Source organism: Bacillus sp. FJAT-29814, from assembly GCF_001510715.1.
In the GTDB taxonomy this organism is placed as follows: Bacteria; Bacillota; Bacilli; order Bacillales; family Cytobacillaceae; genus Neobacillus.
The window spans coordinates 215,363-230,802 of the sequence record NZ_LMTJ01000010.1; the positions used below are offsets into that span (position 1 = coordinate 215,363).

Annotated in this window: 16 protein-coding genes; 9 read left to right on the forward strand and 7 right to left on the reverse strand. The window is 43.1% G+C overall.

Features of this window, described 5'->3' with window-relative positions:
- Positions 1-66 precede the first annotated feature (66 nt).
- A complete protein-coding gene (locus AR334_RS24580) occupies positions 67-531 on the reverse strand; it encodes a CoxG family protein (protein ID WP_066320121.1) in 465 nt (154 codons plus the stop codon).
- Positions 532-771: 240 nt separating this feature from the next.
- Between AR334_RS24580 and AR334_RS24585 the strand changes: the two genes are divergently transcribed.
- Positions 772-1,263 (forward strand): DUF1456 family protein, encoded by a 492-nt coding sequence (locus tag AR334_RS24585; RefSeq protein ID WP_066320124.1) that lies wholly within the window; start codon positions 772-774, stop codon positions 1,261-1,263.
- Positions 1,264-1,375: 112 nt separating this feature from the next.
- Here AR334_RS24585 and AR334_RS24590 read toward each other — a convergent pair whose 3' ends face one another.
- The gene (locus AR334_RS24590) at positions 1,376-1,792 is read right to left on the reverse strand and encodes a DUF1284 domain-containing protein (RefSeq protein ID WP_066320126.1); all 417 of its coding nucleotides are present in this window, start codon (positions 1,790-1,792) and stop codon (positions 1,376-1,378) included.
- 197 nt (positions 1,793-1,989) lie between these two features.
- Between AR334_RS24590 and AR334_RS24595 the strand changes: the two genes are divergently transcribed.
- From AR334_RS24595 to AR334_RS24605, 3 genes are all read left to right on the forward strand, one after another.
- On the forward strand, positions 1,990-3,774 hold the full coding sequence (locus AR334_RS24595) for a sensor histidine kinase (RefSeq protein WP_066320131.1): 1,785 nt from the start codon (positions 1,990-1,992) through the stop codon (positions 3,772-3,774).
- Complete coding sequence (locus AR334_RS24600) at positions 3,749-4,486, forward strand: LytTR family DNA-binding domain-containing protein (RefSeq protein WP_066320141.1); 738 nt, start codon at positions 3,749-3,751, stop codon at positions 4,484-4,486. The genes AR334_RS24595 and AR334_RS24600 overlap by 26 nt, the downstream gene beginning before the upstream one ends.
- A 133-nt stretch (positions 4,487-4,619) precedes the next feature.
- Positions 4,620-6,425 carry a carbon starvation protein A gene (locus AR334_RS24605; protein WP_066320144.1) on the forward strand — a complete coding sequence of 602 codons (1,806 nt, stop codon included), beginning with the start codon at positions 4,620-4,622 and terminating at the stop codon, positions 6,423-6,425.
- Between the two features lie 62 nt (positions 6,426-6,487).
- Here AR334_RS24605 and AR334_RS24610 read toward each other — a convergent pair whose 3' ends face one another.
- From AR334_RS24610 to yedE, 3 genes are all read right to left on the reverse strand, one after another.
- Complete coding sequence (locus AR334_RS24610) at positions 6,488-6,763, reverse strand: CC/Se motif family (seleno)protein (protein ID WP_066320146.1); 276 nt, start codon at positions 6,761-6,763, stop codon at positions 6,488-6,490.
- Between the two features lie 121 nt (positions 6,764-6,884).
- Positions 6,885-7,064: a sulfurtransferase TusA family protein gene (locus AR334_RS29160; RefSeq protein WP_301337181.1), complete on the reverse strand. Its 180-nt coding sequence runs from the start codon at positions 7,062-7,064 to the stop codon at positions 6,885-6,887.
- A 69-nt stretch (positions 7,065-7,133) separates the two neighbouring features.
- Complete coding sequence (yedE, locus tag AR334_RS24615) at positions 7,134-8,363, reverse strand: selenium metabolism membrane protein YedE/FdhT (RefSeq protein WP_066320149.1); 1,230 nt, start codon at positions 8,361-8,363, stop codon at positions 7,134-7,136.
- A gap of 195 nt (positions 8,364-8,558) precedes the next feature.
- Between yedE and AR334_RS24620 the strand changes: the two genes are divergently transcribed.
- Complete coding sequence (locus tag AR334_RS24620) at positions 8,559-10,784, forward strand: AAA domain-containing protein (protein ID WP_066320152.1); 2,226 nt, start codon at positions 8,559-8,561, stop codon at positions 10,782-10,784.
- A 5-nt stretch (positions 10,785-10,789) separates the two neighbouring features.
- Complete coding sequence (locus AR334_RS24625; protein WP_066320157.1) at positions 10,790-11,077, forward strand: hypothetical protein; 288 nt, start codon at positions 10,790-10,792, stop codon at positions 11,075-11,077.
- A gap of 8 nt (positions 11,078-11,085) precedes the next feature.
- Here AR334_RS24625 and AR334_RS30075 read toward each other — a convergent pair whose 3' ends face one another.
- Positions 11,086-11,622: a CueP family metal-binding protein gene (locus tag AR334_RS30075; protein WP_172799298.1), complete on the reverse strand. Its 537-nt coding sequence runs from the start codon at positions 11,620-11,622 to the stop codon at positions 11,086-11,088.
- A 232-nt stretch (positions 11,623-11,854) separates the two neighbouring features.
- Between AR334_RS30075 and AR334_RS24640 the strand changes: the two genes are divergently transcribed.
- On the forward strand, positions 11,855-12,580 hold the full coding sequence (locus tag AR334_RS24640) for a 3-ketoacyl-ACP reductase (RefSeq protein WP_066320174.1): 726 nt from the start codon (positions 11,855-11,857) through the stop codon (positions 12,578-12,580).
- Between the two features lie 64 nt (positions 12,581-12,644).
- On the opposite strand, the gene AR334_RS24645 is transcribed toward AR334_RS24640, so the two are convergent.
- The gene (locus tag AR334_RS24645) at positions 12,645-12,833 is read right to left on the reverse strand and encodes a hypothetical protein (RefSeq protein ID WP_066320176.1); all 189 of its coding nucleotides are present in this window, start codon (positions 12,831-12,833) and stop codon (positions 12,645-12,647) included.
- A 157-nt stretch (positions 12,834-12,990) separates the two neighbouring features.
- Between AR334_RS24645 and AR334_RS24650 the strand changes: the two genes are divergently transcribed.
- Both AR334_RS24650 and AR334_RS24655 read left to right on the forward strand, forming a co-directional pair.
- Positions 12,991-13,488 (forward strand): hypothetical protein, encoded by a 498-nt coding sequence (locus AR334_RS24650; RefSeq protein ID WP_066320180.1) that lies wholly within the window; start codon positions 12,991-12,993, stop codon positions 13,486-13,488.
- A gap of 93 nt (positions 13,489-13,581) precedes the next feature.
- On the forward strand, positions 13,582-14,943 hold the full coding sequence (locus AR334_RS24655) for a dipeptidase (RefSeq protein ID WP_066320183.1): 1,362 nt from the start codon (positions 13,582-13,584) through the stop codon (positions 14,941-14,943).
- Positions 14,944-15,440: the final 497 nt, after the last annotated feature.

Here is a 15,440-nt window from a genome sequence, read left to right on the forward strand (position 1 = left end):
GTAGGACAATCAAAAATGGCCGGCCCTCCGATGCTTAAACAAAGGCGTCCCGACCATTTTTGACGTTTACACTTTAGATAGGATATTTCTATTTTGCTCCTCCAGTTTAGCGGGGATGGCTGTTACCATTTGTTCTATGACTTTAGGAAGCTGCGACTTTAGCAATGCATTAACCATAGGTCCCATGGCGCCGGCGCCCGTCATTTCAAGAAAGCCTGTTATTCTCGTATTATTTTTATCGATGGCTTCTGCTATGAAATAGCCCCCGCCCGAAAGCTTTTCATTAGTCCCTGTTAAAGTAAACGTAACCTTTGTCGGTTGTACCCATTCCTTAATCGTGATCATCAGACTGACCTTTTTCTTGATGAAGCCAATCTTGCTGTAAAAATCCCAACTGGACTGGCGGTTCGTATATTTCCGGTGTTGAATATATCCCGGAATAAGTGGAGCCCAGTTATCCATATTTTGAACAAAATTCCAAACTCGACTGATTGGCACATTTACCTCAACCTGATGCATTCCGCTTGGCATATATTTTCCTCTTTTCTATTGTTTGAATTCCTTCCTATATCTATATGTTCATTCCGTCGAATGGGTCGGGATTAGGTCTCCTGCGGGGAAGAATTAATGCCCATTTTGGTTTCAAAGCAGCCGGTAATGATACAAATTTGCATATTTTAATGAGCTTAACTATAGTTAGAATTGATTGTGAAAACACATTAATTTTTGGAAAAACCTGTAGGGACAGGATTATAAGTCGGAGGTCTATTCATGGATAATAACGATATTTTAATTCGATTGCGATATGCACTGGAAATAAAAAATAAAGAAATGGCGGAAATATTTAAACTTGGCGGGATGGACGTAACCGTGCCAGAAGTAATCCAGATCCTCACCAAAACAGAAGAGGATGAAGATGACTTTCAAATAAAATGCAATAACAGCATGCTCAATTCATTTTTAAATGGGCTGATTGTTTATAAACGGGGGAAACAAGAGCCAAAACCTGGACAGCCTGATACGCCAGAACCCCCCTTAAAGAATGGGGCAAACGTTAATAATCTCCTGTTAAAGAAAGTGAAAATAGCACTATCATTAACAACTGAGGATATGCTCGATATATTCGACAAAGCAGGAATCACGGTAACAAAAGGAGAACTAGGGGCCTTATTAAGGAGGGAAGGGCATAAGAATTATAAGGAGTGCGGAGATAAATTCGCCAGGAATTTCTTGAAAGGTCTGTCCATTAAATACAGAGGATGACTTAAGCCAGGAGGGGGAGTGAAATCATATATACGTTCCTTGCAAAGGTCAATTTGGTGTTTTACGCGTATAAGTCACAGCTAGTGGGCTTCTAGCTGTGACTTATAGTGACTTATTGTACCTTTCGCAGGCCCTTCCCTTCATGAATCTCTCGAATGCCTTCCTCGCAGACTCCGTACGAACGCCACGAACAGGTTTCACAAACGGTTTGGATATCGGTAGGGACAACAGAATTTCTGATGCACGACTCAATTTCCGCCCAACTTAGAATTTGTCCGATTCTAAGCCCTATTTTTTCTAAAATCGCAGCATCCCTTATATAAATATTTTCCTCTTGGCAGTGGTATTTTCCCGTGTTGGGAAATTTCTCACACAACTGATCGGGCCCATCCACAAGCTCAATCAGCGTTTCGGGGTTTACCCTTAAAGTCTGGTGCAGTAGTGTCATATTTTTCACGTATTCCTCGGAATATCCCATTCCCCGATACCCCAGCAGGCAAAAAAGGTGATGGCCACGCAGCTTGTACATATAATCTCTCTCCCATTCTAACTAGAGTTAACTAAAATGCGTCTAGGTTAACATTTTAAATTATAATAACACTCGCCACTAAACCTGGAAATTTATATGGCTTTCGGAAAAATCAATCTTTTTTTATAATAGAGTAGGAAAGTAAAAAATCTTGTCGAAATTTCTTGATTGTTTATTGTCAGCAAAGGAGATGGAACATGCTCAATTTAGCTCCATTAATGCTTGAAAAGGTTGGAATTATTGTCATTGTCGCTTTTTTGCTATCAAAAATGCGTTCTTTTCGCCAGGTTATTCAAAACGAGCACACCATAAAAGAAAAAATGATGCTTATTTTACTGTTTGGAGCCTTTGGCATTATCAGTAATTATACAGGAATTGAAGTGCAGCATCAGACCATCGCAAGACCTGATTGGACCACCGAAATGCATAACGAGAGCGCATTGGCCAACACAAGGGTAATGGGGATCGTGATTGGTGGGTTACTGGGGGGACCCGCGGTCGGGATTGGGGCCGGTTTGCTTGCTGGGATCCATCGTTATACACTTGGGGGATTCACCGCCATTGCATGTTCACTATCTACTATTCTAGCTGGCATTGCAGCGGGATTCTTTGGAAAGCGGCGAAAACAAAAGGGGAAGCCTATCAATTCCTCGTTCGCGGTCATAATGGGAATGGCCTTGGAGACTGTACAGATGATGATTATTCTTGTGGCGGCAAAACCGTTTAACGATGCTTGGGAACTCGTTCAACTTATTGGCCTCCCGATGATATTCGGCAACGGTTTGGGCACACTCCTGTTCATATTTATAATTCAAATTATTAAACGTGATGAAGAGCGGGCACGTGTTAATCAAACGAACCTGGCCTTTCTGATTGCTGATCAAACCCTGCCTTTCTTTCGCCAGGGACTAAACGAACAATCATGCAGGGGCATTTCAGAAATTATGTTGAAGCTGACAAATGCAGATGCTGTATCCATCACGGATAACCATCAAGTTTTATCCCATGTCGGAGCGGCCTCTGATCATCATATCCCTGGGCGTAAGCCTGAAACGGGCTTGACGAAAAAGGTTCTCGAAGAAGGACTGATTTCTATTGCAAGATCAAGGGAGGAAATCTCCTGCTTTCATCCTCAATGTTCATTAGAGGCAGCGATTGTACTGCCGCTAAAAGTAAAAAATGAAACGTTCGGTACCTTAAAAATGTACTATACGAAGCCTGAAAAACTGGATAAAGTGCAGCAGGAATTAGCTGAAGGGCTGGCCAATCTCTTTTCGACACAGCTGGAGCTTGTGGAGGCAGAGAGACAGGCAAAGCTATTAAAGGATGCAGAAATTAAGGCATTGCATGCCCAGATTCATCCACACTTCCTATTTAACAGCCTAAACACGATTTCAGCACTCTGCCGGACAGATGCCAATAAAGCTCGTAAACTATTATTGGAGTTAAGCTCCTTTTTCCGCGGCAATCTCCAAGGGGCCAGGCAAATGCTCATTCCGCTGGAAAAAGAGATAGCGAATGTCAAAGCCTATCTTTCCTTGGTACAGACGCGTTTCCCGAACAAGTTCACCATTGATTTTAAAATAGAACCTGGTATTGAAAAAGTTCCGATTCCACCGTTTACTTTACAGCCATTAGTCGAAAATGCGATTCATTATGGGTTTCCCCGCAGTAAATCGGAAGGAAAAATCACGATAACGGTCTTTACGAAAGACCATCAACTGCAAATCATGGTGGCTGATAATGGCAAAGGCATATCCGAAGAACAGATGGCAGTGCTTGGTAAACAAGTGATCGATTCAAAAAAGGGAAATGGCACAGCTATTTTTAATATAACGGAACGCTTAAAAGGCATTTACAATGGCCAAGCCAATTTAAACTTAACAAGCAAAATCAATCAAGGGACTACGATCACCATATCCCTTCCACTTGATCGAAAAGGAGGTTACGAGGTCAATGTTGAAAGCCTATATAGTGGATGATGAGCCATTAGCAAGAGATGAGCTAAAATACCTGTTAATCCGGAGCGAGCAAGTGCAAATTTTAGGAGAGAGCGATTGTATCGATGATGCTGTTGCAGCTATCCGCGAGTTAAAACCCGATTTGGTTTTCTTGGATATCGAACTCGCTGAAGACAACGGCTTAAGTTTAGCAAGACAGTTAGAAACTCTTGAGCCAGCACCGGCCATTGTCTTTGCGACGGCTTATGACGAATATGCCCTACAGGCATTTGAATTGAATGCAGTCGATTATATTTTAAAACCATTTGATGAGGAGCGGATTCAAAAATCACTGGGAAAAATAAAGAAAATGCAAAAGCTGGGGAATAAGCAGGCTCCTGTCCAATCCTCGTTGAACCATCACAGGAATGGAAAGCTGCCTGTCATGATAGACGAGCGAATTGTTTTACTGGCGATTCCGGATATTGTCTATTTAGAATCAACTGAAGGTAAGTGCAACATCGTAACCTTGAGTCAGACTTATAAAGTAGCCGACCCCTTGGTCGTTATGGAGAAAAAGTTACAAGGCGCTAAATTTTTCCGGGTACATCGCAGTTTCATCGTCAACCTGGATCATATTATCGAAATTGAACCTTGGTTCAACTCAACCTATAACTTGTTGTTGAACGACGGCTCCAAGGTTCCTGTCAGCCGGACCTATGTCAAGGAGTTAAAACAGCTTCTAGGTTTTTGACAATTTTGTAATTCATTTGTCGAACTTTGCAATTTATCCCTCTTTTTTGGCGTTTTATCATGAAAATACAGATAATTCGCTTTCATTTTGTAAAATAACTTTAGTTTCAAAAATGGAGGGGGAATAAATAATAATGAATGCGATTACAATTGTCATTGGTTCTATTTGTATCCTGCTAATTGTTTATCGATTATACGGAACTTTTATGGCAGCAAAAGTCTTGAAGCTTGATGATGCAAAGCAGACTCCTGCTCAAAAATTAAATGATGGACGGGATTATGTCCCAACGAACAAGTGGGTTGTTTTTGGTCACCACTTTGCGGCAATTGCCGCAGCAGGCCCGCTGGTCGGTCCGATTCTGGCAGCGCAATTTGGTTATTTGCCTGGATTGATCTGGCTTCTGGTCGGTGCGGTTATTGGCGGGGCTGTCCACGACATGGTTGTTCTTTTTGCATCAATGCGACGGGATGGAAAGTCTTTATCGGAAGTGGCGAAGGAAGAACTTGGTCCTGTTGCAGGATTTTGTGCAGGCTTGGCGATGTTATTTATTATCACCATCACCATGGCCGGGTTGTCATTGGTTGTCCTTGGGGCGCTTGAACGAAACCCATGGGGAACATTTGCAGTCGGAATCACCATTCCAATTGCAATGGGAGTCGGTTTGTACCATAAGAAAACTGGAAACTTGAAACTGGCAACGATTGTCGGTTTTGCCTTAATCATGCTGGCCATCCTCTTTGGGCACAATCTTCAAGGTACATGGTTGGGAGATTTATTAACGCTTGAAAAAAGTACATTAGCACTTATTTTACCAATTTATGCATTTTTTGCGGCAGCCTTGCCAGTCTGGCTATTGCTGGCACCGCGCGATTACTTAAGTACATTTATGAAAATCGGCGTATTTGCTGCACTAATCATTGGGGTATTCATTGTTAACCCAGATGTGCAATTCCCGGCATTTACAGAGTTCCTTAATGGCGGCGGCCCAGTTGTGGCGGGTCCTGTATGGCCATTTATCTCGATTACGATTGCTTGTGGAGCGATTTCTGGATTCCATGCTTTCGTTGGTTCTGGTACGACTCCAAAAATGGTCAACCGCTGGAGCGATATAAAAGGTGTTGCCTTTGGCGCTATGCTTGTTGAATGTTTAGTAGCGATTATGGCATTGATTGCCGCTGTATCGTTGCAGCCTGGCGATTATTTTGCCATCAACTCTTCACCAGAGAAATATGCAACATTGGGAATGGAAACCGTTCATTTAGATGAATTGAGTAAAGAGGTTGGAATGGATCTTGAGGGAAGAACCGGTGGCGCTGTTACATTAGCTGTCGGGATGACCTATATTTTTACAGCCGTTCCGTTTTTCGCAAAACTGGCTGCTTATTTCTATCAATTTGTCATTCTATTTGAGGCTGTGTTTATCTTAACGGCCATTGACTCAGGAACACGGGTTGCCCGTTATCTTATTCAAGATTTCTTAGGCGACTTTATTAAACCATTAAAACGTACGGATTCATTAGGTGCGAATATTTTTGCCAGTGCATTAGCCTGCTTCGTCTGGGGATATCTTCTATTCTCCGGTGATATCAGTTCCGTTTGGGCTCTGTTCGGTGTATCCAACCAGTTGATGGCATCCATCGGGTTAATTGTTGGGGCAACAGTAGTGTTGAAAATCGCAGAAAAACGTTGGTACATGCTGACATGTCTCATTCCGCTTGCCTACCTGTTCGTGACAGTCATGACAGCAGGCTATTGGATGGTGAAAAACGTTTACTTCAACTCAGCTAACCCTGGTTTCAACGTACTAAACGGTGTACTATCGATTATCATGCTGATCCTTGGGGTGGTCATCCTGGTTACCTCCATTATGAAATGGACAAAACTATGGAAAATTCCTCAGAATGTATTAGTGGAAAATTCCGCAAAAGAAGTAGCGTAAACAAAACAAACAGCACCCATTCACTTGAATGGGTGCTGTCTGTTTTATAAGTTATGAAATTCTTATTGAAGTTTTGCGGAAATGGATTTTAGGAAGCTAAATCCAGATAAGCTTAGGGTGAGTTTTTCCTTGCAGCTAATCGTATTTTGCACATAGATTGAGAGATTATCAATGACATATTCCTGATAATGGTTTAAAGATTTTGGCTTTCCTGGCACAGCAACCAGTTCTTGAACCCCTGGAACACAGCAAGCCTTAACTTCAAGCGTTTTTACCGTTAACTGATTGCCTTTCGCTTCTATCCACTCTTTTAATTTCCCATCGATATCAATGTTCAAACATCTTGCCCTCCCTTTTCGGTATGCATCCATTAAAATTAGTTCTAACCTGATTGTAACACACCTGTATCTGAGGATAAGGAAAAAGGATGTCAGATCGACATCCTTGTTTAAGCGGAAGTTATTTTACGACTTTAATATAAAAATAGATATCCTGTGCGACCTTTTTCGGTTCTGTCAACAGCTGATAGCCATGCTTGACGGCTTCCTCCGGAACACTGCGAAACGATTGCGGGCAGTCGGCGATGACTTGCAGGACTTCTCCCATTTTCATTGTTTTAAGCGCATCCAGCGCGTAGATAACTGGGTACGGTCAAGGCTCACCGCGAATGTCCAACGTGTAGTTAACATCAATCACCTGTGACATATTTTAAGCCTCCTTTGTAACATGAGAAATGCGTTGTTTCTTTTCCAGTTTGATTCCCTTCCCGTAACGGAATCGCTTTTCCCACCAGTTTGATAGTAAAAACCAAGCAAGGAGCATGGCCATCGTACCGAGAAGGGCTCCTGTTGGTCCCCATAGTTCGATTAAGTTCACTTTCGGCCAATTTTCGGTAAGGGCATGGTAGATGCCGAGATGATCCCACCCATATGCTAGGAACGTCGCTCCGACGATATTGCCGGCACCGACCACCCAGAATAGCAATTGACCTTCCATGGCCCGGTACATCATCCCGGTTTCACAGCCGCCGGCCAATACAATCCCGAAGCCGAATAATAGACCGCCAATTAGCGTGCTAGGAGCTGCCACTTTAATAAGGGCGACAGAGCCGTTTTGAATGTAGATAAAGGTAATCACGACACTAATCATCATTCCGACAGCAATGGCCTTTGACATGACCGCACGCCCGCTGATCCATAAATCGCGGAAAGCGGAGGTAAAACAGATTTGTCCGCGTTCAATCAAAATCCCGAACAATGCCCCCGCGATACAAGCGACTGCCAGGAGCGTTTTGCCTACTGCGAAAAAGTAAAGAATAAGTCCAAGATAAAGTAGGGCAAAAACGAATCCGAGGATTGGCTGGATATTCCTTTTTTGCACATGCTCGGTCACGACAGGATTCAACGACCCTTTCATTAAAGTCGGTTTGCCCCGCCACCATTTGGTATTCACGACCTTCACACCAAAATAGGTCCCAATCGCCGTGGCCACCATAAAGATCCAAGAATGAAACGAGAACTGCGGAACGCCGGTGAAAAAGGCGGCCAAATTACAGCCAAGGGCAAGACGGGCACCGAATCCGGCAATAATGCCGCCAGCAAATCCCTGCACCAAACGACGTTTTTGTTTGGGAACACGGATTTTGAAACTGTTGCTCAATAAAATTGTAATCAGTGCGCCAACAAGCATGCCGATGACAATCCAGCCGTCCGTTCTGCTGACGGGCGTTCCCTCAAGGCCGACCAACTGAAAATAGGCCCAATCGGAAACATCGACCCCGAACCAGCCCAGCATATGTCCTCCCAATCTGGTGAATTCGCCGGTAACGGCCCAAACCGTAGCGGTAATGCCAAAGTACAAGGCGCTTACCAGTCCGGCAATACTAATGGCGACATAGGGATTCCAATATTCTTTGAAGATTTTTTGATAAAGCTTCATGGTTCTGTCATTCCCCCTGTTCATTTTTTAATGGTAAACTAAGGCTTAAAACATAATAAAAATGCCTGGAAAAATCCAAGGCACTTTTATGATATCTTTTAAATCAATTTTTGCATTTACTGGATGATTGTTCAATTCATATTATCGATAATTTCTATTTTCACCTATTTATAAAGTAGATATAAGGGGAACCCAATGACAACTACCAAAACCTATATAAATGAGTGGCAGCAAGCACTGGAGCAAGAGATTCAGCATTTGAAAAAGTTTGGTGGAAGCCGTTATATCGTCACAAATGGCAGGTTGTTATCAAACGAGGGCCCGTACAGCTATTACTTTGACACGGCCATTTCGTTACGAATCCCAGTCGGTTCCACCGTCAAATTGGAATGGGGTAGGATGGCAAGCGTCGGGAAAGTGCTTTCCTCCGAAGGTAAGGGCGTCATTGTTGCCTTGGAGCAAAGCTTGGGCGACCTGATCCCGGATGCGTATTTGCTGCATGACCCCTGGGAACTGCTGGAACAATTAATACAACGCCTGGATGAAATCAAAAAGAACAAGCAAAAGCGACTGAGAGTGAAGCGATTGATGAATCCTCCCATGGAAACCAAGCATCCTGTTGAAAAAATCAAGAGTAATGTCCACGAATTGGTGTTGCGCTCGAAATACAATCCGGTCACATTCGTCTGGGGGCCGCCGGGCACGGGGAAAACATACACCTTGGCTAGAACGGCCGCCAACAAATATTTTCAGCAGAAAAAAGTGTTAATTCTCTCACACAGCAACCAGGCTGTGGATGTCTTAATGACGGAACTGACCGATTTTATAAAAAGGAAAAACCGTTTCCGGGAAGGGGATGTACTTCGTTATGGTGGGAACAATGGGGGTCTGGGAGGATATGCCGAAATTACTTCAGGTCTGCTGATTGAAAAACAAGACCCGCTCCTTGCCCGGGACCGGGAGCGGTTGGTAGAAGAACGGCGGAACTTGAAGCAGGATTTGGCCCATTCCTTCAGCAAACGGAATTCGGACCAACTACTGGAGCTGGAAAAGCAGATTGCCAGGTTGCTGGAAAGGGTGCGCAAGAAAGAAGTCCAATTAGTAAGAGAGTCCTTTATTGTCGGGACGACGTTGGCCAAGGCGGCCAGTGACAGCGCCATTTTTGAACAAGAATATGACATCGTGATTCTCGATGAAGCCAGTATGGCCTATGTCCCGCAGGCGGCGTTTGCTGCTTCGTTAGGGAAACGGGTAATTATTTGTGGGGACTTCAAACAATTGCCACCAATTGCCTCCAGCCGCGAGGCGCTTGTGACCAAATGGCTGAAGGAGGATGTGTTCCATCAGTCTGGAGTGGCGGCCCTGCTGAATGAAGGGAAGCTGCACCCCCAGTTGTTTTTATTAAAAGAACAACGGCGAATGCACCCGGATATTTCCGCTTTCACTAATCGGTATATCTATCATTCACTGGTGGGAGACCACGAAAGTGTCTACAAGAACCGAAATGTGATTGTCAGCCAGGCACCGTTTAAAAATCATGCAGCGGTGCTAGTGGATACAAGTTTCACCGGCCAGCATTGTGTGAATGACAAAGCAACCAATTCAAGATTCAACCTATGGCAGCTGCTACTGTCGTTTCAATTGATACATGAAGCCTGCTTGGGCGGCGCGAAATCGATTGGGTATGTGACGCCGTATCGGGCTCAGGCGAATTTGATGGAGCTGCTGCTTGAGGAAATTTATGCCGAGGAGTGCAGTTCAGCGGATATTATTGCGGCCACTGTCCACCGATTCCAGGGGAGCGAGCGGGATGTGATGATTTTTGATACGGTTGACAGTTCCCCGCAAGCCCGCGCCGGCATGCTGTTAACCGGCAGGGACAGTGAACGTCTAATTAATGTGGCGATTACGAGGACAAAAGGGAAGTTCATTCATGTCAGCGATAGACAGTTTATCGAGAAGCAAGTTTTTCGAGAAAAAACATTGAGGCAGCTCGTTGGTCATCAGGTTAGGAACAATCAAGAGGTGACCACAGCAGAGATTGGTTCCTGGATTGTGAACCAACACCTAAAATTAAAGTGGATTCATGCGCTTAAATTGGATGTGGTATTTCAGGACCTGCAATCGGCAAAGTCTTCAATTGTTATTTCCATGCCGGAGGAAACCGAATTGCCTGAAGCTTGGCAGGAGCAGCTGCGGAACAGAGGCGAGCGGGTGAGATTAACCGTTATTTCAGACAAGAAGTGGTGCAACCCCGATGCTTGGCGGGACGAGTGTTTGCCGTTTCCGTTTGTGATGCTTGACGAGAAGGTGCTGTGGCTTGGACTTCCGCTCGAAGGAGCTAGAGGGGTTCGACCGCCTTATGTCGCGGCCAGAGTGAATTCCAGAAGAGTGTGTGAATACTTGATGAAACAGATTTAATTTGTATGAATCCTGGCGATGCGTTGAAGTTTTATCATGGGGAAACTGGGAATGGTAATTTGGGCGGAATTCGGACAAAACAGGCGAGCATTGAAGCGAAAATGTCCGAAGAAGTGCCATCTTCGGACAAAATTGATGCAAAAGATGAGAAAATGTCCGCAGGAAGGGGTTCTGCGGACAAAACAGGAATAAAAGCAGCAAAAATGTCCGCAGGAAGCAGTTCTGCGGACAAAACGGATGAAACCCCAGCTGAAATGTCCGCAGGAAGCAGTTCTACAGACAAAACAGGATGACTTAGTTCCTAAAATAACTGTATATCCGTGATACAAGTAGCGTCATTTTTAAAAGTAGAAATCTCTGATTCTGCTTTTTTATCATCATGTGTAATCTTAATCTGATAAGTTTTGTCACGTGGGAGCCAAAAATCGATAAATCCGTTAGCTTGTGATGTAACAGTTTTGTCTACGACCACGTTCCCATCATTATCTTCAATATAAATATCAAACTCTTCATTTGCCAGTTCTCCTTGACAACCTGTCAAGCTATGATTCGTTCAAGGATGGGTTTGTTTGTCATAAGGTGCAATCGATACAAAAAATTCGTCCTTCGGCAGCTCATAGATGGTTTCTTTGCCTGCTTTATCCGTTACAATAAGCTGCTGCGAGGTAATTGAAGCATTTTCGGCTTTTAAATTCCGTACACTATAATCACTAACCAATTCCTTGACATCACCTGGCTTCGTTTCATTTCCAGATGTTGTCTGGTCAGAGCTATCTTCGGAGCATGCAGCCAGCAAACTGGAAGCCAACAATAGCGCTGTAATGAGTTTCAACTTCATGGTATGGATTCACCTCTTTGTTATTTACTATACTCTCCTATAGTATACTATATAAAATCTTGATTCCCTGCTTTCTCAAGATGTTTCACAATTTATTCGAAATTACATTGGCGCCTGCCTAAAACAACGGCCTTCCAAAGCTAAGAAAATGAACGATTTATAATTTCATGAGCATATCGTTAGAAGCATTATCTCAAAATAATATAATGAGATTTGGAAGGAGTTGTTGAAATTGGCACAATCATTAAAAGGAAAAGTAGCGTTTATCACTGGTGCTGGGAAAGGCATTGGCAAGGCAGCGGCCTTGGCGTTAGCTAATGAAGGCGTAAACATCGGTTTGCTTGCCAGAACAGAGGCTGATTTAAAGAAAGTGGCAAGCGAAGTAGAAGGTTTGGGGGTAAAGGTAGCTTATGCGGCAGTGGATATTGCATCCCAAGAGGATGTCGATCAAGCTGTGAAAAAACTGACGGAAGCAATCGGAACTGCCGACATTCTGATTAACAATGCCGGCATTGGAGGATTTGCTAAATTATTGGAAATGGATCCGCAAGAATGGAAGAGAATTATTGATGTCAACTTGATGGGTACCTATTATGTAACCCGTGCGGTTCTGCCGCAATTAATTGAAAAAAATCGCGGCGACATTATTAATATTTCGTCTACAAATGGATTAAACGGGGCTGCCACCTCCAGTGCCTATAGTGCATCCAAATTTGGCGTCATCGGTTTAACGGAATCATTGGCGCAGGAAGTCAGAAGAAATAATATCCGGGTCACCGCCCTAACCCCGAGCACCGTGGCGACGGAACTAGCGATAAAAACAAATCTAATCGCTGAAAACAATGATGAAAAATACATGCAGCCGGAAGACATTGCTGAATTCATCGTTTCTCAATTAAAATTGCATCCACGTATTTATGTGAAAACTGCAAGCATGCTGGCGACGAATCCGTTTTAATCTTAATCTTATGTTGCAATGTAAAAGGGCTCTCACATTTAAGGAGGGCCCTTTATAATCAACATTATCCATTTTCAACCGCGCTTAAACCATCGTTATTGTACAACTCTAATTGCTGCCGTAGCTCCGATATGTACCGCATCATGGCAATTCTGACGACTGAGGGATAGTACCGATTGTTTAGCTCATGTTCACATTCTTCCAAATCCATTTGCTTTACTGCCATCACTTTTGATAATTCTTCCGCGCTCATAGATTTCCTCTCCCTACCTATCTATCTTTATACCTACAGGATAGTCATTTATTTCATAGTTTATACAGACTGATGTAAAACAGGTACCTTGCCGCAAGGTAACATTAAGTCTGATAAAAACGTCTAAAAATATAAATCGGTAATTGGTGGTGGTTATGTGAGAAAGCGAAATCTCTATGTCATGATCATATTATTAGTTGTGTTTATAATTGGAGTGGTTGGCCAGCAATTTGATGATTTTTATCTAGCAAAAAAGATAAATGTAAATGGATTGGAATTATTTATGAAAGAAAAAGAAGTGACTGAATTATTCGGGGAAGAGGACCCGGAAGAATCCTATTGTATGGGATGTGGACCAGATATGAATTATAAAAAATTGGGCTTATTTGCCCGGCTTTCTGAGACCAAACACTATATCAAAAGCATTAAAATTACCAATTCCACCTATGACCTCTTAAGTATAAAACCAAATCAAAAAATATCAACAGCGCAAAAGCTTCTAAAAGATATGGGATTTACAATAGTAGAAAAAGATCATAGAAGACAAGTGTACCAGAAAAAAAGGTTAATTTTTCGATTGTTCATCGATCAAGGGATTATAACTAGCGCTCAAGTGGAATATCAAGTAAAAAAAGATAACAATATTATTTATTGATTAGAAATGGTTTTGATATTAAAACATGCTGTTGGGTTTTCTCCATGATTTTGTATAAAATAAAAGAGAAAATAAAATAGAAAAGGTGAGGACATGAGTCAATTATCTGAGATTTTAGCAAAAAATCATGAGCAAAATGTCGAAGAATTAAAAGAGTTACTTCGAATTCCCAGCGTCAGCTCCTTGTCTGAGCATAAGCAGGATATTCAAACGGCAGCTTCATGGATTGCCAATAAGTTAGAAAGCATTGGCATGGAGCATGTGGAAATCGTCCAAACAAACGGCCATCCAATTATTTATGCCGACTGGCTTCATCAGGAAAATGCCCCGACTGTTTTAGTATACGGGCATTATGACGTCCAACCGGTTGACCCTGTTCATTTATGGGAAACCCCACCGTTTGAGCCAACCATTCGCGACGAAAAGATCTACGCCAGAGGGGCGACAGACGACAAAGGACAAACATTTTTACATATCAAAGCAGTAGAAACATTGCTGGGACTAAATGAAAAACTGCCGGTGAACGTCAAGTTTTGTATCGAAGGGGAAGAAGAAATCGGAAGCCCTCATTTACCAGGGTTCTTATCCGAGAATAAAGAAAAACTGGCTTGTGATGTGGTCGTGATTTCCGATTCTGATATGTGGGACAGAGGAGTTCCTGCCATTACCTATTCTTTAAGAGGCCTGTGTGCACTGGAATTTACTCTTAAAACAGCCAATTCTGATTTGCATTCCGGAATGTTCGGCGGTGGCGTCCAGAACGCCAACCACCTTTTAGTACAGCTGCTTTCCACTTTGCATGATGAAAATGGAAAAGTAAATGTGGCTCATTTTTACGATGATGTTGAGGAACTGACAGATTTTGAAAAGGAACAAATAAAAGCGTTAGGCTTTGATGAAGAAAAATTAAAAAAACAGCTAGGGTTAACTGAGTTAACAGGAGGAGAGAACAACTATCCTTATCCTGAAAAAATCAGTTCTCGGCCAACGTTGGAAATTAACGGTTTATGGGGCGGATTCCAGGGCGAAGGGACAAAAACAGTCATTCCAAACGAAGCCCATGCCAAAATCACCTGCCGTCTCGTGCACAATCAAAATCCTGAAAAGATTCAGCAGTTGATCAAGAAGCACTTGGAAGAACATGCGCCAAAAGGATGTAAGTTAGAAGTGACGCTTCAGGATACTGGTAATCCATTCTTGACGCCAATAGACAGCCCGATGATTCAAAAAGCGGCAGAAGCGTATGAAGAAGTATATGGACGTTCTCCAGTTTACAAACGGGAAGGCGGCTCGATTCCGATTGTATCTGATTTCAACCAGGCGTTGAATGCGCCAGTTGTGTTAATGGGCTTCGGTTTGCCGGATGAAAACCTTCATGCTCCGAATGAACACTTTAATTTAGAGAACTTTGATAAAGGCATCTTGACGATTTGTTCGTTTTTAGAACGGCTCTAATTCATCAAAAAAAGAGGGAGTGATCCCTCTTGCGCTGCCGAATTACATTCGGTAGCTTTTTTTTGGCTATTTTTAAAAATTGCTACAAATCATAGGGTTTATACACATTAAGAAAGTATCTAAACACAGCTGTCATGAGTTGTAAATGTTTCATAAGACCGCCTCATGACGTGTCAGAGGAAAAAATTCAGCCGACCGCGTCATGGGACTGATCTCCATGACGCATCAGAGGGGAAAATCCAGTCGACCGCGTCATGGGACTGATCTCCATGACGCGTCAGAGGGAAAAATTCAGTTGACCACGTCATGGGACTGATCTCCATGACGCAACAGAGGGAAAAATTCAGCTGAACGCGTTATGGGACTGATCTTCATGACACAACAGAGGGGAAAATTCAGCTGAACGCGTCATGGGACTGATCTCCATGACGCGTCAGAGGGGAAAATTCAGTTGACCGTGTCATGGGACTGATCTCCATGACGCATCAGAGGGAAAA

Bases quoted from the DNA above. Each gene is read 5' to 3' on its own strand.
- AR334_RS24580 (WP_066320121.1), bottom strand. From the start codon at position 531: ATGCCAAGCGGAATGCATCAGGTTGAGGTAAATGTGCCAATCAGTCGA.
- AR334_RS24600 (WP_066320141.1), top strand. From the start codon at position 3,749: ATGTTGAAAGCCTATATAGTGGATGATGAGCCATTAGCAAGAGATGAG.
- AR334_RS24590 (WP_066320126.1), bottom strand. From the start codon at position 1,792: ATGTACAAGCTGCGTGGCCATCACCTTTTTTGCCTGCTGGGGTATCGG.
- yedE (WP_066320149.1), bottom strand. From the start codon at position 8,363: ATGAAGCTTTATCAAAAAATCTTCAAAGAATATTGGAATCCCTATGTC.
- AR334_RS24645 (WP_066320176.1), bottom strand. From the start codon at position 12,833: ATGAGCGCGGAAGAATTATCAAAAGTGATGGCAGTAAAGCAAATGGAT.
- AR334_RS24585 (WP_066320124.1), top strand. From the start codon at position 772: ATGGATAATAACGATATTTTAATTCGATTGCGATATGCACTGGAAATA.
- AR334_RS24625 (WP_066320157.1), top strand. From the start codon at position 10,790: ATGAATCCTGGCGATGCGTTGAAGTTTTATCATGGGGAAACTGGGAAT.
- AR334_RS24620 (WP_066320152.1), top strand. From the start codon at position 8,559: ATGACAACTACCAAAACCTATATAAATGAGTGGCAGCAAGCACTGGAG.
- AR334_RS24605 (WP_066320144.1), top strand. From the start codon at position 4,620: ATGAATGCGATTACAATTGTCATTGGTTCTATTTGTATCCTGCTAATT.
- AR334_RS24655 (WP_066320183.1), top strand. From the start codon at position 13,582: ATGAGTCAATTATCTGAGATTTTAGCAAAAAATCATGAGCAAAATGTC.
- AR334_RS24595 (WP_066320131.1), top strand. From the start codon at position 1,990: ATGCTCAATTTAGCTCCATTAATGCTTGAAAAGGTTGGAATTATTGTC.